At 39.9% G+C, this 22,442-nt stretch carries 22 protein-coding genes and 1 tRNA gene; 13 read left to right on the top strand and 10 right to left on the bottom strand.

Annotated features, from left to right (window positions below):
* Window positions 1-73 precede the first annotated feature (73 nt).
* A complete protein-coding gene (fbp, locus tag LEPBI_RS07700) occupies window positions 74-1,105 on the top strand; it encodes a class 1 fructose-bisphosphatase (RefSeq protein ID WP_012476257.1) in 1,032 nt (343 codons plus the stop codon).
* 64 nt (window positions 1,106-1,169) lie between these two features.
* Window positions 1,170-1,457, top strand: a complete 288-nt coding sequence (locus LEPBI_RS07695) for a hypothetical protein (RefSeq protein ID WP_226992909.1) — start codon at window positions 1,170-1,172, stop codon at window positions 1,455-1,457.
* A gap of 58 nt (window positions 1,458-1,515) precedes the next feature.
* Here the strand turns inward: LEPBI_RS07695 and LEPBI_RS07690 are convergent, their stop codons facing one another.
* Window positions 1,516-2,799 (bottom strand): hypothetical protein, encoded by a 1,284-nt coding sequence (locus LEPBI_RS07690; RefSeq protein WP_012388546.1) that lies wholly within the window; start codon window positions 2,797-2,799, stop codon window positions 1,516-1,518.
* Window positions 2,800-2,903: 104 nt separating this feature from the next.
* On the opposite strand from LEPBI_RS07690, the gene pdhA reads away from it, so the two are divergent.
* The 3 genes from pdhA to LEPBI_RS07675 are packed head-to-tail and all read left to right on the top strand — an operon-like array spanning window position 2,904 to window position 6,249.
* Window positions 2,904-3,872 (top strand): pyruvate dehydrogenase (acetyl-transferring) E1 component subunit alpha, encoded by a 969-nt coding sequence (gene pdhA / locus LEPBI_RS07685; protein ID WP_012388545.1) that lies wholly within the window; start codon window positions 2,904-2,906, stop codon window positions 3,870-3,872.
* On the top strand, window positions 3,873-4,847 hold the full coding sequence (locus tag LEPBI_RS07680) for a pyruvate dehydrogenase complex E1 component subunit beta (RefSeq protein ID WP_012388544.1): 975 nt from the start codon (window positions 3,873-3,875) through the stop codon (window positions 4,845-4,847).
* Window positions 4,848-4,857: 10 nt separating this feature from the next.
* The gene (locus LEPBI_RS07675; RefSeq protein ID WP_012476256.1) at window positions 4,858-6,249 is read left to right on the top strand and encodes a pyruvate dehydrogenase complex dihydrolipoamide acetyltransferase; all 1,392 of its coding nucleotides are present in this window, start codon (window positions 4,858-4,860) and stop codon (window positions 6,247-6,249) included.
* A 13-nt stretch (window positions 6,250-6,262) separates the two neighbouring features.
* Here LEPBI_RS07675 and LEPBI_RS07670 read toward each other — a convergent pair whose 3' ends face one another.
* Complete coding sequence (locus LEPBI_RS07670) at window positions 6,263-6,472, bottom strand: hypothetical protein (protein ID WP_012388542.1); 210 nt, start codon at window positions 6,470-6,472, stop codon at window positions 6,263-6,265.
* A 131-nt stretch (window positions 6,473-6,603) separates the two neighbouring features.
* Between LEPBI_RS07670 and fliG the strand changes: the two genes are divergently transcribed.
* On the top strand, window positions 6,604-7,623 hold the full coding sequence (gene fliG / locus LEPBI_RS07665) for a flagellar motor switch protein FliG (protein ID WP_012388541.1): 1,020 nt from the start codon (window positions 6,604-6,606) through the stop codon (window positions 7,621-7,623).
* A gap of 31 nt (window positions 7,624-7,654) precedes the next feature.
* Here fliG and LEPBI_RS07660 read toward each other — a convergent pair.
* A tRNA-Asp gene (locus tag LEPBI_RS07660) sits at window positions 7,655-7,731 on the bottom strand.
* A gap of 103 nt (window positions 7,732-7,834) precedes the next feature.
* On the opposite strand from LEPBI_RS07660, the gene LEPBI_RS07655 reads away from it, so the two are divergent.
* Window positions 7,835-8,509: a CDP-alcohol phosphatidyltransferase family protein gene (locus LEPBI_RS07655; protein ID WP_012388540.1), complete on the top strand. Its 675-nt coding sequence runs from the start codon at window positions 7,835-7,837 to the stop codon at window positions 8,507-8,509.
* 121 nt (window positions 8,510-8,630) lie between these two features.
* On the opposite strand, the gene LEPBI_RS07650 is transcribed toward LEPBI_RS07655, so the two are convergent.
* Together LEPBI_RS07650 and LEPBI_RS07645 are read right to left on the bottom strand one after the other, a co-directional pair.
* Window positions 8,631-8,981, bottom strand: coding sequence for a hypothetical protein (locus LEPBI_RS07650; RefSeq protein WP_187148072.1), 351 nt, complete (start codon window positions 8,979-8,981; stop codon window positions 8,631-8,633).
* 221 nt (window positions 8,982-9,202) lie between these two features.
* A complete protein-coding gene (locus LEPBI_RS07645; protein WP_012388538.1) occupies window positions 9,203-11,050 on the bottom strand; it encodes a PP2C family protein-serine/threonine phosphatase in 1,848 nt (615 codons plus the stop codon).
* A 157-nt stretch (window positions 11,051-11,207) separates the two neighbouring features.
* Here LEPBI_RS07645 and LEPBI_RS07640 point away from each other — a divergent pair, with 157 nt between their 5' ends.
* Window positions 11,208-11,864 (top strand): class II aldolase/adducin family protein, encoded by a 657-nt coding sequence (locus tag LEPBI_RS07640; RefSeq protein WP_012388537.1) that lies wholly within the window; start codon window positions 11,208-11,210, stop codon window positions 11,862-11,864.
* A 39-nt stretch (window positions 11,865-11,903) separates the two neighbouring features.
* On the top strand, window positions 11,904-12,635 hold the full coding sequence (locus LEPBI_RS07635; RefSeq protein ID WP_012388536.1) for an aldose epimerase: 732 nt from the start codon (window positions 11,904-11,906) through the stop codon (window positions 12,633-12,635).
* Between the two features lie 59 nt (window positions 12,636-12,694).
* Here LEPBI_RS07635 and LEPBI_RS07630 read toward each other — a convergent pair whose 3' ends face one another.
* The 3 genes from LEPBI_RS07630 to LEPBI_RS19130 form a co-directional block, all read right to left on the bottom strand.
* Window positions 12,695-13,696, bottom strand: a complete 1,002-nt coding sequence (locus LEPBI_RS07630) for a response regulator (RefSeq protein WP_012388535.1) — start codon at window positions 13,694-13,696, stop codon at window positions 12,695-12,697.
* Window positions 13,674-17,135, bottom strand: coding sequence for a PAS domain S-box protein (locus LEPBI_RS07625; RefSeq protein WP_041769993.1), 3,462 nt, complete (start codon window positions 17,133-17,135; stop codon window positions 13,674-13,676). Before LEPBI_RS07625 ends, LEPBI_RS07630 begins: the two co-directional genes overlap by 23 nt.
* Before the next feature lie 155 nt (window positions 17,136-17,290).
* On the bottom strand, window positions 17,291-17,524 hold the full coding sequence (locus LEPBI_RS19130) for a hypothetical protein (protein ID WP_041769792.1): 234 nt from the start codon (window positions 17,522-17,524) through the stop codon (window positions 17,291-17,293).
* A gap of 24 nt (window positions 17,525-17,548) precedes the next feature.
* Between LEPBI_RS19130 and LEPBI_RS07615 the strand changes: the two genes are divergently transcribed.
* Window positions 17,549-18,301: an SDR family NAD(P)-dependent oxidoreductase gene (locus tag LEPBI_RS07615; protein WP_012476255.1), complete on the top strand. Its 753-nt coding sequence runs from the start codon at window positions 17,549-17,551 to the stop codon at window positions 18,299-18,301.
* A 255-nt stretch (window positions 18,302-18,556) separates the two neighbouring features.
* Here the strand turns inward: LEPBI_RS07615 and LEPBI_RS07610 are convergent, their stop codons facing one another.
* Window positions 18,557-18,976, bottom strand: a complete 420-nt coding sequence (locus tag LEPBI_RS07610; protein WP_012388532.1) for a winged helix-turn-helix transcriptional regulator — start codon at window positions 18,974-18,976, stop codon at window positions 18,557-18,559.
* Between the two features lie 115 nt (window positions 18,977-19,091).
* Between LEPBI_RS07610 and LEPBI_RS07605 the strand changes: the two genes are divergently transcribed.
* The 3 genes from LEPBI_RS07605 (at window position 19,092) to LEPBI_RS07595 (ending at window position 21,420) form a co-directional block, all read left to right on the top strand.
* Complete coding sequence (locus tag LEPBI_RS07605) at window positions 19,092-19,895, top strand: SDR family NAD(P)-dependent oxidoreductase (RefSeq protein WP_012388531.1); 804 nt, start codon at window positions 19,092-19,094, stop codon at window positions 19,893-19,895.
* Window positions 19,896-19,919: 24 nt separating this feature from the next.
* Window positions 19,920-20,921 carry an NADP-dependent oxidoreductase gene (locus tag LEPBI_RS07600; RefSeq protein ID WP_012388530.1) on the top strand — a complete coding sequence of 334 codons (1,002 nt, stop codon included), beginning with the start codon at window positions 19,920-19,922 and terminating at the stop codon, window positions 20,919-20,921.
* Between the two features lie 175 nt (window positions 20,922-21,096).
* Window positions 21,097-21,420, top strand: coding sequence for a toxin-antitoxin system YwqK family antitoxin (locus tag LEPBI_RS07595; RefSeq protein WP_012388529.1), 324 nt, complete (start codon window positions 21,097-21,099; stop codon window positions 21,418-21,420).
* Between the two features lie 142 nt (window positions 21,421-21,562).
* On the opposite strand, the gene LEPBI_RS07590 is transcribed toward LEPBI_RS07595, so the two are convergent.
* Window positions 21,563-22,423: a flagellar hook-basal body protein gene (locus tag LEPBI_RS07590; protein WP_012388528.1), complete on the bottom strand. Its 861-nt coding sequence runs from the start codon at window positions 22,421-22,423 to the stop codon at window positions 21,563-21,565.
* Window positions 22,424-22,442 lie beyond the last annotated feature (19 nt).

The following is a 22,442-nucleotide window of genomic DNA, read 5'->3' as shown; positions in this document are numbered from 1 at the left end:
GTTTCAAAAGGAGAAAGGATTTGCTCCCTACCCACAACCACAAAAATGGAGTAAAAACAACCTCGGGGATACTGTGAACGCAACACCGAAACAAAAAAAACTCATCTCTCTATCGCAATTCATCCTAGAAGAGCAACTCAAAATCCCTCATGCATCTGGAGAATTTTCTGCCCTTCTCAGCCATTTGGTTTATGCCGCAAAAATTGTTGGTCGGGAAGTGAGAAAAGCGGGCCTTTTGGATGACATCCTCGGAGCCACAGAAGACACGAATGTCCAAGGGGAAACCCAAATGAAATTGGACCAATACGCCGATAACGCTTTCAACCAATCCTTAAAAATTTGTGGCCATCTCTGTGTCCTTGCCAGCGAAGAACACGAAGACATCATCCCCATTCCTGGTGGTTACAATATTGGTAAGTACACGATGGCGATCGATCCCTTGGACGGATCCTCCAATATTGACACCAATGTTTCCATCGGGACCATTTTCTCCATCCACCAACGTTTGGAACCAAACTCTAAAGAACCAGGAAATGAACGTGACCTCCTCCAAAAAGGGCATTTGCAACGATGTGCAGGGTACATCATTTATGGTTCCTCAACCATGCTCGTTTTATCGACAGGAAAGGGAGTTTCAGGTTTTACCCTCGATCCAAGTGTGGGTGAATTTTTACTCTCTCATCCCAATATGCAAATGCCAGAATCAGGCGATATTTACTCCGCCAATGAAGGGAATGCCTCCTATTGGTCCCCGGAAGTACAAGCCTACCTCCAAAAAATCAAATCCATAGAAGGAGGGAAAAAACCAAAAACAGCTCGTTACATCGGTTCTCTTGTCGCGGACTTCCATCGGAACCTACTCAAAGGGGGGATTTTCCTCTATCCAAATGACACCAAATCAAGCAAATACCCGAATGGAAAACTAAGGTTATTGTATGAAGCAGCTCCCATGGCCTTCATTGCGGAACAAGCGGGTGGGATGGCAGTCACTGTCAAAGGAGAACGCATCTTGGACCTAACACCGAAAGACCTCCATGAACGAACAACGCTCATCATTGGAAGTAAAAAAGAAGTAGAGGAATTTCTGACATTTGTTGCGAAATAACCGTCACAGATTTTTCGCTTTTGCTACAGAAATTTCTTTCAATAGAAACTGAGTTCGGTTAGATTTGGCAGAATTAAAAGATTTTTTTAGGAGAAAACTTTCGATGAACAAAAAACTACTCGTTTTAATTCTCGGTGTTACTATGGCTTCTGGACTTGCTTTCTGCAAAAAAGAAGAACCAGTTGTAGAAGAAAAAATGGAAACTGTTGAAGATGCAGCAAAAAAAGTAACTACTGAAGTAGAGAAAAAAGTAGATGCAGCTGTGAAAACTGCAGAAGCAGAAGCTAAAAAAGCAGCTACTGGTGCGATCAACGACGCAACAAAAGACATTAAAAAACCTGCTGGTTTCTAATTCTTTTCATCTTTTTGAAACAAAAAACCAACCGAGTTTCGGTTGGTTTTTTTTTACCTTAAGAATCCGTGTATTTGATTTTGGCATGGAGTTCTTCTTCGAGAGCACATTTCGGATAGGTTCCCACTTCCAGTGCGGTTCCAATGTATCCGAATGGATCTTGGGGTGAAATGATCCGTAGGTCCCAACCATTCACTATCCAAGGGCATTCGTAATTCCGATCCTTACAAAGGATTTGGGAAGATTTTGGTTTGGGATAAGCCCACGCAGAAGTTTGAAACTTACATTTGTTTTCAATCTCGGCAATGGTACGGATGCGTTTGATGGCATGGTCAAATTCTTTGAATCGGTCGATCATGGGATCCGCTAGGTCTTTTCGGAAGAGTCCCTTCTCTGCATTGTAGGTAAACATCACTAGAAGTTTTTCAGAAACATGTTCCTTGTCGGTGGTCGTTTTTAAATTTTCCATGATATAACGTGCAATCTTCAACGCATCTAACGTGACTTCGGCGGTATTATCAGCATATTCACCAGCTTCTTCTTCATCATCACTGGCATCGTCTTCCATCCCACTCCCAGAAAGCAGGTCCTGGTTCAATTGGTGTTTTCGTAAGTCTTCTACATTCACAGTCGCTTGATTAACACCAGGGATATCAAAATTTGAATTGGAATGATTGTTTATCGCACTGATCACTTCTTCTGGTAGGTTGAGTTTTCTTGCGATCTCAATATTTAAGCTTACCGCAGTGGTAAGCGAAGAACCAAAAAAACTTTGTCTGTACAGTCCTTCTTTGGAAACAGCAATGTCTGCACAAAGGCCCGCAAGAAAACTATAACGGTTCACCATCTTAAATCCATATTGTTTTTGGATGACAGATCCCAAACTCAAGAGACCAAAGTCAGCAAGATGGTAAAAAAATTCTTTGTGAGAGAGTAAGATACGAAAAAAAGATAAGGCGATCGTTTTGGAATAAAATGCATTTTGAATGATTCCTTTGAGACTTGCCATTCGTTCTGCATTTTGTTCATAGAGATGGAAAATAAATTCGTTGGAACGATCATCAATTCGACTTAAGATGGCTTTTGACAAAACTTGCCTTAACATCTTCATCAAATCCTTCGACATCGCTAATTTGAAAGATGGGATATAATTTCCTTCTAACCCTTCTAATTTTTTTAATACATTTTCTTTAATGGCTACTTTTTCTTTGATAAGAATGTTTCCATTTTTATCAACTACAGGTTCACTTAAAGAGACAGAACCTAACAGATCGTAATCAACAGCAAAATTTTTAAATTCATTGAATTCTAGGAATTCGATACCAGCGCTCGTAATTTTCATAAAGGTCCTAGGGAAACTGTCTTTTATGTTCTTTTAAGAGCAAGATTTTTGCTTTCTTTCTTTGTCTAAATAGTGTAGTTTTTTAGTCGTTTTGGAGGTTCTATTTGGTTTCTTCTATTCCCAAAGACTCACACTCTGTGAGCGAGTTAAAAGAGTTCTACAGACAGATGGTACTGATACGTAAGTTTGAAGAAGCTGCCGCAAAAGCCTATAGTGTTGGAAAAATCGGTGGATTCCTCCATTTATACATCGGGCAAGAGGCTGTGGGTGTTGGATCGATCGCTGCCCTCACCCCTCACGACTATATCGTATCTACCTACCGTGACCACGGACATGCATTGGCACGTGGTTTACATCCAAATCCTCTGATGGCAGAACTTTTTGGAAAGGCAACGGGAATCTCCAAAGGGAACGGTGGGTCCATGCATTTTTTTGATAAAAATGCCCATTTTATGGGAGGGCACATCTCACTTGCGGCAGGCATCGCCTTTGCTTCCAAATACAAAAAGGAAGATTCCGTTACCATTTGTTTTTTTGGAGAAGGTGCGGCCAATATCGGATCCTTTCACGAAGGACTAAACCTCGCCGCCATTTGGAAACTCCCCGTCGTTTTTATCTGCGAAAACAACCATTATGCGATGGGAACCCCGGAATACCGTGCCCTTGCTGTCAAGGATGTCTCCATCAGAGCCCACGCTTATGATATGGCAAGAGACCATATTGAAGGGGATGAAGTCCGAAAAGTGCGAGACCATGTGAAAGTGGCAGTGGAACGTGCACGGCGCGGCGAAGGACCTACTCTCATCGAAGTCTCAACTTACCGCTTTCGTGGGCATTCGATGTCAGACCCTGCCAAGTATCGAACCAAAGAAGAATTAGAAGCTTATAAAAAAAAGGATCCACTGATGCGGGCAAGACACGAACTTGAGTTAGGTGGGATAAAACCAAATGAGTTAGACAAACTCGAAACTGATATCCAAACACAAATTGATGAGGCCTACCAGTTTGCGGAAACCTCACCAGAGCCCCCTCTCTCCCAACTGCACAAGTATGTGTATGCGGAGGATAAATAAATGGCCATTTTAACCTACAGAGAGGCACTGAACAGAGCCATGATCGAAGAGATGAAGCAAGACCCTCTTATCTATTTAATGGGAGAAGAAGTGGGTCATTACCAAGGAGCGTATAAAGTTTCGCAAGGTATGCTCGATTTATTTGGGGAAGGACGAGTGATTGATACACCGATATCTGAGAATGGATTTGCAGGGATTGGTGTTGGATCGGCGATGGTGGGACTTAGACCCATCATTGAATTTATGACTTGGAATTTTTCCCTTGTGGCAATCGACCAGATCATCAATTCCGCAGCGAAGATGAATTATATGAGTGGTGGACAATTTCCGATGCCGATTGTGTTTCGCGGAGCGGGAGGTGCGGGCGGAAGGCTTGCGGCACAACATTCACAAGCATTTGAATCTTGGTATGCCCATTGCCCTGGCCTCAAGGTGGTCTGCCCTGCGACTCCGAAAGATGCTTATGGACTTCTCAAATCTTCGATCCGAGACAATAACCCGACTATTTTTATCGAATCAGAAGTGTTATACGGGATGAAAGGAGAAGTACCGGAAGGTGAATTTACGATCCCACTGGGCCTCGGTGAAATCAAACGAAAAGGTACGGACATCACCCTTGTGACTTGGTCAAGAGCCCTTAGTTTTGCTGAAGAAGCAGCTTTGATTTTAGAAAAGGAAGGGATATCTGTGGAAATCGTTGACCTTCGCAGTTTACGCCCGTTAGATGAAAATCTGATCTATGAATCTGTAAAAAAAACCAATCGGGCCGTGGTTGTGGAAGAAGGATGGCCTGTCGCTGGATTTGGTGCTCAAATCTCGCACCTCATCCAAAAAAATGTTTTTTCCTATCTAGACCATCCTGTGGAACGAGTCACACAAATGGATGTTCCTATGTCTTACGCTGCCAACTTAGAAAAAATGAGTTTGCCGAGTGCCAATCGAGTGGCTGATACCATCCGCGAGATGTTACGTTAAGGAGACCATGATGGCAAAAATCCAAGAAATGACCCAATTATCTCCTACCATGGAAGAAGGAACCATTGTTAAGTGGTTGAAAAATGAAGGGGACGCAATCAGTCCAGGTGACATCCTAGCAGAAGTCGAAACCGATAAAGCTGTGATGGAGATGGAAGCCTATGATGCAGGTGTGATCCTTAAAATCATCCAACAGGAAGGCACCAAACTGAGAGTTGGTGAAGCCATGGCAATCATTGGAAAACCTGGAGAAGACATCTCCTCCCTCCTTTCCAATCTTCCGAAAAAAGAAACGCAGGCAAAAGGCCCAAATCCCACTAGTCCCTCCCCATCCGGGGAAGTAAGTTCCGAATCGGGAGCTAATGGAAATGATCGAGCTATCACCCAAGAAAAAGCCATACAAGAAAAACAAACCCTAGAAACACCTACCGAAGCCCAATTTCCAGTGGCTCAAGGATCAGCCATTCCTACAAAGAATTCAAGTTCGTCGCAAAAACCTCTGCCTCTTTCCAACATTCCAAGAGGATCCCTCCGTGTACTTGCCTCTCCTCTTGCCAAATCCATCGCCATCGAACATGGAATCGATTTGCACCAAGTTTTGGGAACTGGCCCGGAAGGTAGGATCACCAAAAAAGATGTTCTGGATTCCTTAAACAAAGGTTTTCGTCCATCGAGTTTTGATTCTGACAAGATGAGCCAAGATGAAGTGGTCAGTTTGAATGGAATGCGGAAAACCATTGCCAAACGACTCACAGAATCCAAACAGAACCTCCCCCATTTTTATTTGAATGTGGATATAAATGCCAAAGCACTGGAGTCCTTCCGAAAGGAAATTAACGACTTCCAAACCTCACAAAATCCAGATTCGGCAAATAAGGTGAGTTTGAATGACATCATTGTCAAAGCAACCGCGGCCGCACTCAAACTCCACCCAAAAGTCAATGCGAGTTTCCAAGGAGATTCTATCTTACAATTTGGGAGAGTGGATGTAGGGATTGCTGTCTCCATTGATGGCGGTCTATTAACGCCTGTCATTCGAGATGCGAATCGAAAGTCCATCTTAGAAATTTCAAAAGAAGTGAAGGAACTCGCCAAAAAAGCAAGGGATCGAAAGTTAAAACCGGAAGAATTTACCAATGGAACCTTTACCATTTCCAATTTAGGGATGTATGGGATCAGTCGGTTTACGGCGATCATCAACGAACCGGAAGGAGCCATCCTGGCTGTAGGTTCTGCAGAAGACAAACCGGTTGTGGAAAACGGAGTTGTGGTAGCGGGAAGGGTAATTTCCCTCACACTCTCCTGCGATCATCGTGTGATCGATGGAGCTGTGGGAGCAGAGTTTCTAAAGACCTTAAGGAGCTTTTTGGAAAAACCAAACCTACTCCTTGCAGTCGGTTAAAGATTCTTATGGATTAAGCTGCAAAAAAATCTGCACTTTGGATGTCGGCAATGGGGATACGAACCACACCTGTTGCCAAATTTCCGATGACCACATCGTCTGTCATTTGTCGGTTTTTATCAAGTTCGATGCTCTTTCCGTCTTTGAGGTGTAAAACGATGTCGATTCCTCGGTAGTGGATGTAACGTTCGAGTGTGTTTTTGAATTTGTGAGCTTTGTCCATCTGGTTTTTCTTTCCTTTCTATTTGTAACTTACAAAGGGTATCGTACGAACTTAATGAGACCTTTAGAAAATTTTGTCTCATTACGTAAGTTTTTTTTGACATCCTTGGGAATCCTGGAGAATTATGTCACATGAAGTCTGAGAACCAAACCTCCGCCACACCAGGAGTTCGAAAAGCTGCCCTCCTCCTCTTATCCCTTGGCAAAGATAGAGCTGCCGATGTTCTGAGACACCTGGATGATGCCATGCTCGAGGCAGTGATTTTGGAAATGTCCAAAATCCGATCGGTTTCGAAAGAAGAACGAGAAACGATCTTAAAAGAATTCCATCATACCATTGAAGGCATTACAGAATCCACCTCAGGTGGACTTTCTGCGGCCAAGTCACTTCTCGAACATACGGTTGGGTCCGAAAAAGCAAATGTGATCTTAAAAAAGATCAATAAAGAAGAAACAAAAAACGATTTTGAATTTTTAAACCAAGTGGAACCAAGTGTTTTGCAGGGAATGCTTGGGACAGAGTCTCCCCAAATCATCGCGGTCACCCTTTCCCATCTAGATCCCAAAAAAGCAGCTGATGTCTTGAAACTCTTTCCCAAACCCGAACAAGCAAAAATTGCCGTGCGATTGGCCACAACGTCAAAGACCCATCCTGATGTGATCCAAAACATTGCCCGCATCTTAAAGAAACGGTATGAAGAACGCGACAAACAGGAATATTCGGAAGCAGGTGGTGCCCATGTCCTTGCCAACATCCTAAACTTTATGGAAAAAGGGGCAGAAGAAACCATCCTATCCGAATTGGAAGAGTCCTCACCAGACGTCGCTGACCAAGTCCGCGAAAAATTATATACCTTTGAAGACATCCTTTCTCTTGATAACAAAGAGATGCGGATCCTCATCAATCGTTTGGCAGATGATACGGCAATCTCTCTTGCCATACGAGGTGCTGGGGATGAAATCCGCAAAAAATTCTTAAACAATATGAGCCAAAACAGGGCAGAAGACATCTTAGATCTTTTGGATATGAAACCTAGGGTCACCTTACGAGAGATAAACGAAGCAAGAAGTAAAATTGTACAAGTGGCTCGAGTCTTAGAAGAGGAAAATCAAATTCTCTTCAAAAAGGAAAAAGAAGAATACATTGAATGATTTGGAATTGATTTAAAGAGGAAAAATCCGATGGCGGAGTTGACGGGGCTCGAACCCGCGACATCCTGCGTGACAGGCAGGCACTCTAACCAACTGAGCTACAACTCCATCGGAATAAAAACCAAGCTATAGATTCGACTCCAAACGTCAACATCGTTTTCATTTGTTTTCTTGCCTTTGGTTCAAATTTTTAGAAACTGGCATTGGTTCTATGCAAATCGAAGAAAAAAAAGCCAAAGACCTTTTCCAGGATCGTATCTTCACACTTTCCAATTTTTTATCAATCTTGCGGGTATTCTTATTACCATTTTTTTTCTATAGCACATATGATTATGCAAAAGACCCATCTAACTTATCTGCTTTCTTTGCTTCCATTGGTTATGCCATAGGAGCTGTCTTCACTGATTATTTAGATGGACTCTTTGCAAGAATTTTACACCAAGAAACAACACTCGGTCGTTATCTAGATCCGGTTTGTGATAAACTCGTGACTCTCGGCGGCCTTTTTGTTGTGACCATTCATTTTGAGTTTCCTAGTTGGATCCTTATTGTGTATTTCATTCGGGAAATACTTGGCGTTTGGCTTGGAGGCTTTTTGTATCTCAAACGTGGGTTACAAGGGAGGCCCAATTGGTGGGGGAAATTTGGTGTGGGGATAGTGGCAATCTCAGTGATTTGGTATATGTCATTGCCTTATTTTTTACAATTCGGCGCACCATACCCTTTTTTGATGCACCCAGTGATTTCAGCCTATGTTTTGCTTTTTGTGTTAACTGCTGGAGTGATTGCGTATGTGGTTCGGTATTGGAATATTGTTTTCCATCCCGAAGCAATCGAGTTAGATCCAGAAAACAAAAAACAGGCCAAAAAATACCAAAAGATTTAATGAATTTAGAAAGGATCGGTAACGATTGAATTTGTGTTTGGTGGGAATGTTGGGATAATAGAGTGGGAGAACTATCTCCCTCCACTCAAATTGGAAACGACTCTACTATCCCGAGAACGAATTAACGTCTCTTTTTCTTCGCTGCTTTTTTTTTGCCGGCTTTTTTCTTTGCCGTTTTCTTTTTCGCAGGTCTTTTTTTAGAAACTACTTTCTTTGTTTTTTTCTTCGCAACTTTTTTCTTAGCTGCTTTTTTCTTTTTTGCGGCCTTTTTCTTCTTAGGAGCTGCTTTTTTTGCTCTTTTTTTCTTCGCTGCTTTCTTTTTCGCTGCTTTCTTTTTCGCTGCTTTCTTTTTCGCTGCTTTCTTTTTCGCTGCTTTCTTCTTTTTAGGAGCCGCTTTCTTAGCAACAACTGTTACTTCAGGAGCAGGTTCTTCCATCACTACTGGCATTTCTATTGTTTCGTTTTCTTCCATACATGTAACCTTATGAAGATAATATCCATCTTCCGTCTTTGGGTACGATAACAAAGGTTGGATTCTTAAAAGTAAATTCATTTTTATTTTCTAAACTAGTACCAGGCTAATTTCTTTACAAATGAATCCAAAGAGTCGGAAAGAAACACATCAATGATACCATTTCCATTCCAATCAATCGTCATTTGATCTCTTGGTATGCTAACAAATCATCAAACCAACTATGATTTTAATTTCAGCAATGCAGATTCATATTCGCTCACTCGTTCCGGTCGTTTTGATTTTTTGTACAATTTGATGAGGAGCTTCAACACGGGAATCACATCTGGCTTACGGCTATAGATCCTTTCTGCCATGTCGATCGCTTCTTCGATTTTTCCAGCTTTTGTGTATTGGATGACCCCATTCCAAATCATCTGTAACCCAGAAGGATGGAGGATCGAAAAAGTTTCCGCAGCATGCCCGGCCTTGGCAAATGAATCCAACTTACGATACACTTGGTACAATAGTTTCCAAAGGATTGGGTTATCAACTTCTGAGTTCATTTCCTCTTCTAATAAGGCTAAAGCTTCCAAAACTTGATTGTCCTTCAGAATGGCGATGATTCGATTCATTTCAGGTGAAATGCTTTTGTTTGGATTGGATTGTGAAGGAGAGTATTTGATACTAAGTAAGGATAAATCGTCGGTCAATTCGCCAATGGTTTGTAATCGTTTACCTAAATCAGTAATGTCACCCCTCGTTTCCTCAACTTGTTTTAAAATCGAAGTATGATCGAAATTGATAACACGGTTTTTGATGGCATCGATCCCAATTTCCAAATCATCCCGTCCATCACTCCCTAAAATGATGGTATCACCTGGTCGGATCCAACAGGTTTCGATCCTTGCTCTGTCTTTTTGCATTCCCAATTTGTAATTTGTCGCCTCTTCGGAAAGGAATTGAGCCTTTCCATCGCGATACCGAATGGGAAATGGGTGTTCTGCATTGATGTAATACATATACCCTGTTTTTTCATCTACGAGTCCTAAGAGTAAAGACATCGACATCGATCCATCAAAACCTTCAAACACATTGTTCAAATCATTCAGTGCCGTATGTAACCATCGTTCAGGAAAATAAGAAGAGAGAATTCCATCCCGATGGGTTCGTTCAATGAGAGCACGAAATGCAGTTCCAAACACAAGGACTCCCCCTGCTCCTTGCATGGATTTTCCCATTGCATCACCATTGGCAAACACACAATAATTACGACCTTTCAAGATGATTTGGTCTGTGACACAAATGTCTCCCCCGAGTTCATATTCTCGATTTTTAAATTGGAAGGACTTCTTTTGTTTGATATAGGAAGAAAATTGGATGGTTTCGGAACGGTTCCGAATCCCGGAGAGTGGCCTTGTGAGAAGTGATGTCAGATAATAATCTCCATCTTGTTGGTATTTCAATCGGCTCACTTCTGTGATTGCATCTTCATAGGAACGATTTAAGGTTCGTAACATTAACCCAAGTAGTAATAAAACAGAAACTGCGGTGATGAGGAAATCTTCGCTTCTTGCTTTCACAGAGGAGTAATCGGAAAACCAATTGGGATAAGTATTTTGGATTTCACTGATCCCAAACAAAATGGAAACAAAAAATACAATCGCAAAGGAATCCCATTTTTTTCCAAGGATCAACATGTTCAGTACAAGAATTGGTGCAAGTAACATCACATTGGCACTTACAATTCCACCACTGTATTTGATTTGCAAACAGGCAGTGAGGGAGCTGATGATAAATGTTGGAACTATCAAAATTTGAAAGTATCGTTTGATACGAGATAAATAATAAAAGAGAATTGTAAAAACAAAGGCCGCCCAAAGGGCCAGTAAGCCCCCCATTTCAAATCCTTCTCGAAAAAACTCGGACCCAAGTCCTACCGCCATGGCGATGAGACCTGCAAATAAGGTTCCATTTAAGATCCGATGCCGCATCACAAATTGATCGGTAGGACCTAATAGGTTCACAATCCAAAGGGAAAAGGTGCGTCTGCAAAAACTAAATAGAGAGTGGAAATTCGCTTGTTTCATATGGGAAAACCTGATGTAATATAATTTTTTACCGACATTTGTCGATTGATTTTATCCCATCGATCAGGTTTTTGGAAGGGATTCCAGAACCAATGGATCCAAAAATTTAGTCGACACATGTCGACTAATGAAAAATCTAGGAACGTAAGGTAGGTATATGACAACCAAGAGCCAAAAGATCAAAACCATTCAAAAAGAAATGATTACCGCCTGTATCCAGTTAGCTGACATTGGATTTTTAGCAGGAATTGGTGGGAATTTGGCTGTACGTGTGGATGAGGAACTGATGGTAGTGACTCCTTCCGCAAGCGATTATTATACAATGAAACCAGAAGACCTTTGTGTTTTAGAAATAAACTCTCTAAAAATGGTGGAAGGAACCAAACAACCAACAACAGAAAGTGGAATCCATGCGAGTTTTTTTCAAAAACGTTTGGATGTGAATGTGAGCCTACACACACACCAACCTTTAGCAAGCGCCATCACACTCCTTGGAAACGATATCAGCCTAGAATCAAAAGAAGCGAAAGAACTCATTGGATCAAAACTCATCATGGTTTCTTATGCCCCGTCAGGGACTTCCTTTCTTGTCAGTGCCTTTCGTAAAAAAATCACTCTAAATCAGAATGGATATCTTCTCAAAAACCATGGAATTGTCTGCGGTGCGAAAGATTTAAAATCTGCCATACGTTCGGTGATCCTCATCGAAAAAGAAGCTACCAATTTCTTAAAGTCATCCATCCAAAAAAATCCCGTTGTGGCCAACTACCCTGCCCCACTGGTGAAACAAATCAATTCTGTTTTTACCACATAAGTTACTTTCAGAAAACCGAGGAAAGGAAGATCTGCAATCATGATTCATTTAGCAAAAAAAACAAAAGCCAAACTAAAAAACCAAACTCCCGATGAATGGGAAATACATGATCTTTGGAATCGATTGGAATCCAAAGGACTCTTCCAAAATGAGGCAGTCAGTTTGTCTTTTTTATTACCTGGCTTGGGTCAGTTCATAATCATGGTGAAAGGGGAAGGAAAAAAATCAAAACCAATGGTTTGGATCCATTCGATACAGAATCCAAACACCATGGTTGGTGATAAAAACGATATCCACTTCCTTCCTTCTCTCATTCGTTTTCATGCAGACCTATACTCGGAGCGCCCCGATGTAGGTGCCATCGTACGATTTTCACCGCCTTGGAGTTCCAAACTTTCCTACTTGGACCACCCTCTCCCACTTGTATTTGATGAACAATGCAGGCAGTTAGGTGCGAGTGTGAACCAATTACCTCTCGATTCCAATGGGAAATTATTACCAAGCCCAGTCTTACATTCAGGTGCCAATGGTTTTCTTTTAGGAGAAGAAGTGGTGATCACAAGTGTCACTCGTGAAAAGGCCATTTATAATTGTGAATTGATCGAAAAATGTGCCAAGGCATATCTTTTAGCGATTGCCACTGGTGGTAGCGTTCGAAAGATTCCGTGGTTTGTTCGTTTCATTGCAAAAAGTCGCTTATTAAAAGACGAAAAAAAAGCAATGGAATTTTACAAACGAGGAGAAAGGCCAACAGGATTCAAAGCTTACTAACGTAAACCTTCAATTTCCAATGCGAAAAAAAACGTTTGGATTCAAAATCGAATTTGAATTTATTTTTTTTGAATTTCTTCCGGCCATTCTGCTTTGATTTCAAGAATCTTCGGAAGAACCTTCAAAAACTCGTTTACCAATTTTGGATCAAAATGTGTACCTGATTCTTTTTGTAAATATCCTAAAGCGTCTTCTACTTCCCATGCTTTTTTATATGGTCTTATGGTTGTTAGGGCATCAAATACATCGGCAATGGAGATGATCCTTCCTTCCAAAGGAATGTTTTCCCCTTTTAACTGATAAGGATATCCAGATCCATCATATTTTTCATGATGTGTGAGAGCGATGGACTTTGCTAATTTTAACAAACGGGAATGATGGTCTCCGATGATTTCGGCTCCAATTTCAGGATGGCGTTTCATGATATTCCATTCTTCTTCCGTGAGTTTACCTGGTTTTTGGATGATCGAATCTGGGATTCCAATTTTACCTACATCGTGCATGGGTGCTGCATTTAAAATTTCATCTGCACCTTCTGCACTAAAACCAATGGCGAGAGCAAGTGTTTTGCTATAATGGCTCATCCGAATGACATGCATTCCCGTTTCATTATCTTTGTATTCGGAAGCCATCCCTAATCTCTGGATGATCTGTAATCTTGTGATCTTGACTTCCGTACTATCCACAAGCGATAAATGTGTTTTCACCCTCGCTTTGACGATTGCGGGGCTTACAGGTTTTGTAATATAATCCACTGCGCCCAAATGAAATCCTTTTTCCTCATCACCTACATCTGTAAGTGCTGTTACAAAAATCACTGGGATGAACTGAGTTTTTTTATTTTCCTTTAATTGTTTGATGAGGTCATAACCTGTTTTTTCAGGCATCATCACATCAAGCAAAATCAAATCGGGAGATTCACTAAAGGCCAGTTCCCATCCTTTATTTGCATCTTTTGCAAAACTTAAGGAATAATCGTTCTTCAAAATTTCATTTAATATTTGTAAGTTCGTCGCTTCATCATCAATGACTAAAATTTTAGGTTTTGTGTTTTGAATCATTTGAATGCTCTCTCATTTTTTGTTCTAAATTCTCTAAAAGTAGGATCGAATTTTCAAAATCAAATTGTTCGATCGATTTGGATACCGAATCTAATTCCAATTGATAGACTGTCTGAAACAGAAGTTTTTCCAATTGATTCCAAACGTTTTGGTTGAGGTTTCCTTTTTGAAAGGATTCCACCAAAGTATCGACGAGTTCAATTGCAATCGTCTGCTCTTGTTTATCGAGTGGTTTTGGTTCAAACTGTTGTGAGGACTCAAATTGTTCCCTTTTGATTTCGTTTGGTTGTAATACAATCGAATGCGAATTCTCAGAATCCATTGTTTCTATTTTGGATATCGTTAGTAATAGAGATTGGAATTCTTCACTGATCTGAGTGAGCATGGGCCGAGCCAACAATGATTCAGTCGAATTTTGTTCCCAATCTTTTAAAATTTGAACCACTGAATACAAACCCAAATTGGACACGACTCCCTTCCATTTATGAAAGAATTCCTTTGTTTGGTCCTTGGATAAAAATAGATCAGGTAAGTTGCGTATCGTAGAAATTTGTTCCTCTAAGTAGTCCTTTAAAACCTTTTGATACTGAAACCGAGATCCATATATTTTTTCCCCTCTCTCCCAATCAATTGGAAGGGGAGAGAATTTCACCGGATCGGAAACGGAATCTGGGGTATGGGAATTAGGAGCGAAGGATTGTGTGGAATCTTTTTCCGATGAGTTTTTAGTTTGTTGGATCCATTTGGAAATTTCCTGATTTAACTCATCTACGTCGATGGGTTTTGATAAAAATCCATCCATACCTGCTAATTTGGCCTGTTGTTTGTCTTCCTCGAACACACTGGCGGATAATGCGATGATTGGAGTCTGTGTGCGATTATTTTGGATTTCGAAGGAACGAATTTGCCTTGTTGCCTCGAGGCCATCCATTTCTGGCATCTGGATGTCCATCAGTACCAAATCGAATTGATTGTCTTGGAACAAATGGAAAGCTTCCAATCCATTTCTTGCGATATTCACCTTATGTCCGTTAGATTCCATTAAAATCTGAATGAGTTCGACATTCTGTTTTACATCATCAACAATGAGAATCTCTAGCTTAGGTAGTGGAAGTAATACTTTTTCTTGGATCAGAGTTTCGAAATGGCCCTTAGGCAATGGAAGACTAAAATAAAAATTTGTCCCGACTCCTAATTTACTTTCGAGCCAAATTTTTCCACCCATCAGTTCCACCAATTGTTTGGAGATAGTGGTTCCTAAACCGGTACCTCCAAACTTTCGGCTCATCGATACATCTGCTTGTGTGAAAGGTTCAAAAATTTTTTCCATACGATCTTCGGCAATTCCGATCCCTGTATCTTGAATGTGAAACAATACTTGTCCTTTATGTGGCGTTATGAATAATTCAATTTTACCTTGTTTGGTGAACTTAATTGCATTCCCAATTAAATTTGTTAGAATTTGTCGGATCCTTAGACTGTCACCTCGATAATAATCTTCCAATTCATTGGAATAATGGGTCAAAAATTCCAATCCTTTCCTTTTTGCTTCCATAATAAAAGTGGAACTGACTTGGTCGACGAGAGAGATAAGGGAAAAATCCACAGATTCTAATTCTAATGCACCCCGATCGAGTTTTGCTGAATTCAATACATCGTTTAACAATCGCAAAAGTGATTTTGCAGAATTTCGAATGGTTTCTAAGTGTTTTTTGTTTTGATTGGGGTTTGGGTCAGAAAGTAATACTTCCGTAAATCCAATGATGGCATTCATGGGAGTCCTTATCTCATGACTCATGTTTGCTAAAAAAGTGGATTTGGTGATCGATGCCATCTCTGCTTTTTCTTTCGATTCAATCAGAGCTTCTTCAATCATTCGTCGGTCTGTGTTATCTAAAATCACTCCATCCAAAAATTTAACTTCGTTATTTTCATCATAAACTGGTCCACCATACTCTAAAACCCAACGAATCTCACCATTTTTATGAACGATTCTATAATTCAGGACAAATGTATCGGAAGTATCAATTGCATTTTGGATGATGTTGGATACGTGTTCCCGATCATCTGGGTGAATGATATCCGAAAAATTTCGAATTCGATTTGGTTCTAAAAAATCTTTTGATGGATAACCTGAAATCTGAAAGATAGCATCGCTCAAAAATACAGAAGACCAATATTCATCAATCAAACATCGATACACAACGCCTGGAATATTTTGGATGAATGATCTAAGTTGTTCTTCATTATCCTTTAATGCATGTTCTATGAGAATCCGTTCAGAAATATCACTAATGAGTCCTACAAAAATATCATTTTGAGGTAGTTTGGTGTGTCCTATGGCAAGTCGAATGGGGAAAGTGGTTCCGTCTTTACGAAGAGCAATGGTTTCCCTACCAATTCCTATGATTTTTGCTTCTCCAGTAGTCAGATAATTCGATAAATAACCATCATGTTCTTCCCGAAATGGACTTGGCATAAGAATTTTAACATTTTTTCCAATGATTTCCTTTGCGGTCCATCCAAACATTCGTTCTGCGGTAACATTAAACTCTTGGATGATCCCACGAGTATCAATCATGACAATGGCATCTGCTGCGGTTTCGATAATGGCGCGTAACCGTGATTCACTTTTTTGCAAATTTTGGAATAGATCCTTATAACTAATAAAGGCGATGGTAACGACAGCAGATCCTATGACAAAAAGACTACCAAAGCCTACGAAAAATGCTAAAAATACTTGGTCATTGGTAGTGTTGTCAATTTCTGTTCCAATCGGTATGACAAAACGTGCTGCAGCCATTCCCGTATAATACATACCGGAAATCGCCGAACCCATCACGATTCCACTGATTAAGGTTAAGTAAATACTTCGTAGTTTTAATTGTGAATTTTTTAAACGAAATTGTAAATACAAAGATAAGATGGATAAAGTGATGGCAACGAAAAGCGATATCAAAAACAGAAAGGGATCATATTTGAGTTTCGGCTTCATGACCATTGCAGACATTCCCATGTAGTGCATACTTCCAATCCCTACACCTACAAGGATTCCCACAGAAACTAACTCAAACTTGGTGATCTTTTTTTTACTCAATGTTTTGAGTGCAAAAAAAGACGCGATGAAACTGGGAAGGATGGAAAGCGAAGTGATGGTTTTATCATAAGAAACAAAAGTGCAGAGTTCAAATGATATCATGCCTATAAAATGCATGGACCAAACAGCTCCCCCAAGGGACAAACTTGCTGTAAACAAAATGGCTAAACGAGAGAGATGATTTTGTACTTCTGAAAATCGATAAAGTAAATACAATGAAATCCAGGAAGCAAGGATGGAGATAAAAATGGATAAAACAACAAACGAAGTTTTGTAAGTACCAGTAACAAAATATACGCCCGAAGGTTCTAAGATAAAAAAACTTTCTAATAATTCCATCATATTTGTGTGAGAATGATTTTCGGGAAAATCAAAAAACCCTGTCCTATACTCAAACGATCGAAACTTTTGGAAAGGAAGTAATGAAACGGAACCAAAAACGAACTCTATTCCTTTCGTACTTTCCCTGATATACTCAATTTGAGAAGACTTGGCATTCAAAAAAAGTAATGGAATTTAGGACAGGCAAATGGCCCAAACCTTCCCATTGATTTTGGATGCTCTGAACTTACCGAAATGAAACAACAAAAATGTAATCCCATTGGTAGATCCATGGAGATAGGCAATTGTTTCCCAATTTTAGTTCCGCTCGAAAATGAAATGAATGTTTTTGTGAACCGATCGGTATACTTATCAACTAACATCCATTTTAAATCTTCTTGCCATCCCATCACTTTCTAAAAAATCATTATGGAATGGATCAAAGTTTATTTGGGAAAAACGCAATTGTGACAGGTGGTGCCTTAGGCATTGGAAAAGAAACATCTCTCCTTCTTGCAAAAAAAGGGGCTCATGTAGTTGTCTCCGATATTAAAGTCGATGAAGGGAATTCATTAGTCAAAGAAATCCAAAGTTTTGGTGGTTCTTGCGAATTTGTAACTTGTGATGTGAGTAAGGAAGAAGACATCATACGTTTGACAGACCATTTGCAAAATCAAAACAAACGCCTAGACATCATGGTGAATAACGCAGGGATAGCCAATAAACCCACCTTCATGCATAAAGTATCAACCGAAGTTTGGAACAAACTCATCCTAATGGACCTAACGAGCGTATTCTGGTCTCAAAAGTATGCTACAAAACAGATGCTTTCCGATCGTAAAGGAGGTTCTATCATCAATGTAGCATCCATCGCCGGCCTTGGTGCTTCCCCTTCCCTTGGACCTTATTGTGTGGCAAAGGCAGGTGTGATTGAACTTTCTACAACTGGCGCTTTAGAAGTTGCCAAGTTTGGTGTCAGGATCAATGCCGTTTGTCCGGGTTGGACAGAAACTGCGATCCTTGATGTGGCAGGCGAACGGGGAAAATCGGCAATGGAAAAAAACATCCCGATCGGAAGGCTCGGAAAACCATTCGAAGTGGCGAATCTTATTGTTTTTTTGGCATCAGATGATTCGAGTTTTATCACAGGATCGGTGTATCGTGTGGATGGGGGAACTAGGAGTTAGGTTAGTTCCTTTCCTAGTCATCGCGAAAAAATATGAATACGCAAATGTTGTTTCAATTCTTTCTAAGATATGAAACCAAGCATACAATCAATATTGTAATTGCGGATTTGAAAACAATACTAGACTCGATCGCCTGAAATTGCAGGCGATCGAGTCTAGGACCCTTTTCACTTATAGAAACAAGTTTTAGATGTATGTTGTAACAAAACGAAGGTTTTCCCCTCATTAAGGTTCGCCGACAACATTCATTTAAACCTAAGTTGAACCTTCCCGTTTCATTTCTTTCATCGCTTTTTTAATCACCGTTTCTTTGTCTTTTTTGAATGGTTTGATTCGTTCTTTGATTTCTTTTGGGATCTCAAAATAGGATTCGGCCCAAATTTGGATCTCAATGAGAACAGGCAACAAATCAATCCCTTTGTCTGTGAGTTGGTATAAAACTTTCGTTTTGTTTTCTGGATGTTCCTTTTTCTGAATCAATCCATTTTCTTCCAACATCTGAAGCCTTGTGGCAAGAATATTGGTCGCAATGCCTTCTTTTGATTTTAAAAAATCCCCATAAGTGCATTGTTTTTGATGCATTAGGTCTCTAATGATGAGAAGAGACCATTTATCGCCCCAAATATCAAGGGAAGAACTAATCGGACAATCTGATCTTTTTTTTTGTACGGACATATTTTTTTAAAATATCACTTGCATTTTGAAAGTATCTTTCGTCCTGCATACTTGTAAATTGCAAGTGATATAGTCATAGAGAACCAATTACGGTAAAAATAGCAAGGATATTTATATGAAACAAACAATTCTCATCACAGGCGCTTCTTCAGGGATTGGACTTTTAATCGCAAACAAACTCCATAACGAGGGACATACTGTGATTGGTACTAGTCGCAATCCGAAAGCCCACGCTTCCAAATTCCCGTTTCCATTGGTGGAATTAGACCTGAACGAAGACCAATCCATAGAATCGTTTGGAAAAAGGTTATTCAGTGAAATCCCAAAATTAGATGTTCTTATCAATAACGCTGGTTACTTGGTATCGGGACTTGCAGAAGAAACTTCGATTGGATTAGGGAAAAAACAATTTGAAACAAATTTTTGGGGAACAATCAAACTCACCAATCAATTTCTTCCCTATTTTCGCAAACAACGTTCTGGAAAAATCATTACAGTTGGATCGTTTTTAGGATTGATTGGATTACCAACTGTCGGCTATTATTCGGCTTCTAAACATGCGTTGGAAGGTTATTTTAAGGCATTACGGTTCGAAGTAAAAGATTTTAACATTGATGTATGTATGGTAGAACCGATGAATTTCAAAACCAGTATAGGAGAAAATTCAGTTCGTTCTGATTTAAAAATCGATGATTATGATTTACTCCGAAAACAAACAGACAATTTTTCAAAACAACAATTTGAGAATTCTCCAACGCCAGAACCTGTTGTGGACATGATTCTAAAAGTGGTAAGTGATAAGAATCCGAAATTCAATCATCCAGTCGGAAAAGGAGTATCCTTTATCCTTTTTATGCAACAATATGTTTATAAAGTTTTTGAAAATTCAATTCTAAAACAAGTTCATAAGGCATTCTAAAAAGGAATCAATCAGGTAAATTAAATGAAAGCATTCACCATCAACCGATACAATAAACACCAAAACCTGCAACTCACAGAAGTATCTGATCCCATCTTAAACGATCATGATGTTCTTGTACAAATTCATGCGGCAGGTATTAATCTTTTGGATTCCAAACTAAAGAGTGGCGAATTCAAGCTGATTTTACCTTATCAATTGCCACTCATTTTGGGTCATGATTTTGCAGGAATCATTTTGAAAGTCGGTCCCAAAGTTCAGAAATTTAAGATAGGAGAAGAAGTGTTTGGACGAGTGAGAGACTTTAGAATTGGAACTTTTGCAGAACAAATTGCAGTCAGTGAAGATGATATCGCAAAAAAACCAAAACATTTGACGATGGAAGAAGCTGCTTCCATTCCACTTGTTGGTCTTACTTCTTGGCAGGCATTGGTAGAAAATGCAAACATTCAAAAAGGGCAAAAGGTTTTCATCCAAGCAGGTTCTGGTGGGGTTGGAACGTTTGCCATCCAATTAGCAAAGGTTTTAGGAGCAGAGGTCGCCACAACAACGAGTCATTCTAATTTTGAACTTGTAAAACGTTTAGGCGCCGATACCATCATTGATTACAAAACAACTGATTTTGAATCCATTCTGAAGGACTATGATGTCGTGATCCATAGCCAGGATGGAAAGACTCTCCATAAATCACTGCGAATCTTAAAACCTGGTGGGAAACTCATTTCGATCTCAGGACCTCCTGATATCAATTTTGCAAAGGAAATGAAATTTCCATGGTTCTTACAATTTGTGATCCGAATGCTCAGCCTTTCAGCAAACAAAAAAGCAAAGGAACGGAATGTTCAATATTCCTTCCTTTTTATGAAAGCTAACGGAAGCCAATTGAACCAAATCTCAAACCTAATCAATGAAGGAAGGATTCAGCCGGTGATCGACAAAATTTACCCGTTTGAAGCACTCAACGATGCCTTGGCCTATGTGGAAAGTGGACGTGCCAAAGGGAAAGTTGTGGTTAAAATGCTGTAGGATGAACTGCATCATGAAAGGAATTTCTTAGAATTTTGAATCCAAACAAACGGAACACATTTTACGCTTATTTCAAAAATCTCACAAATATCTATAGAACTTACATTATTTTTTATTGAAGAGGTGATTGAATGGAAATGAATAAGGATGAGAAAAATATCCTAAGGTTGTTTTCATGAGTTTTATCTTTCATTTTTTCTTAATAATGATCCTTTCCGTTGGAGTTTCCAATCTGATCGCGCAATCGAGAACCTTCCATAAAAATGGAAAGGTTTTCTTTGAAGGTTACCTTCAAAATGGTGAACTCGAAGGTCAGGGGAAAATTTACCACGACAATGGAAATGTTCATCAAGAGGGATTCTTTAACGGAAATCAACTAAATGGACAAGGAAAAATCTTTTATGAAAATGGCAAAATTCATAAGGAGGGAATCTTTAAAAACGATCAATTTGTCTCTGGTAAAGAATACAATGAAGATGGCACTCTCATGGAAGAGTAAAAATAAGAAGGATGTCTATGATCCTTTGCTTTTTTCAGTAAAAAACTAAAAAAAGAACATGTAATTACGCTATGATTTCTCTAAGATCCAAATTCGATTGAATTGAAATGATCATATTTGAATTTTAATGATGCGATATTCCCTACCGCATAATTTCAAATAAACGACCAAGTAAACTATCTTGGGTTTGCATGGTTTTGGAATTGGCTTCATAGGCACGATTGACCTCAATCATATCCACCATCTCCGTAACAACCGAAACATTGGAGGCTTCGAGGTATCCTTGTAATACTTGTGGTGCCAGAAGTTCTGGAAAAGCAGTGGGTTCTCCAGATTCAGGAGTATCGGCGTAAAACGAATCCCCTACTTTATCGAGGTGTCGCGGGTTTTCGACTGTACGAATTTTTAGTTTATCAAGTAACACTGGTTCTTCGAAACGGTTTTCACTAAAGTTGGTTCCGTCTTTTGGTGCGGTTCCTAGTTTTGCATTGATGTAAATTTCACCATTTTCTTTGACAAGGAAATTCCCCTGGTTCACTTGGATGGGCCCTTTTTCACCCAAAAGTGGAAACCCTTGTGGAGTCACAACAAATCCATTTTTATCTAAAACAAAACTCCCACTTCGTGTGAGGCGTTCCCCTTGGTTCGTTAGTACTGTAAAAAAAGCAGGTTTTTCCATCCCAGGTTGGTCTTGCACCATAAGATCAAAGATATTGTCGGTTTTTTTCACGGCCCCTTGTTCGAAGCGAGTGTACACTTCGTTCACCTCGGCACCAAACCCTAGTTTACCGACTACTGGTGAGGTATCAAACGATCCCATCGGGGTTTTACCAATTCCATCTTCTGAATACCGGTGCAATAACATTTCGGGGAAGGTTTTAAAGACGGTGGTATCTTTTTTAAATCCCGTTTTATCCACATTGGCCAAATTGTTTGCGACCACGTCCATTCTCACTTGTTGGGAAATCATCCCATTCGCACCAGTATAGAGTCCTCGTAACATAACGTTCCTTCCTATCTTT

This window comes from Leptospira biflexa serovar Patoc strain 'Patoc 1 (Paris)', assembly GCF_000017685.1.
Lineage (GTDB): Bacteria > Spirochaetota > Leptospiria > Leptospirales > Leptospiraceae > Leptospira_A > Leptospira_A biflexa.
This window is presented reverse-complemented; position numbering and strand designations above follow the sequence as displayed.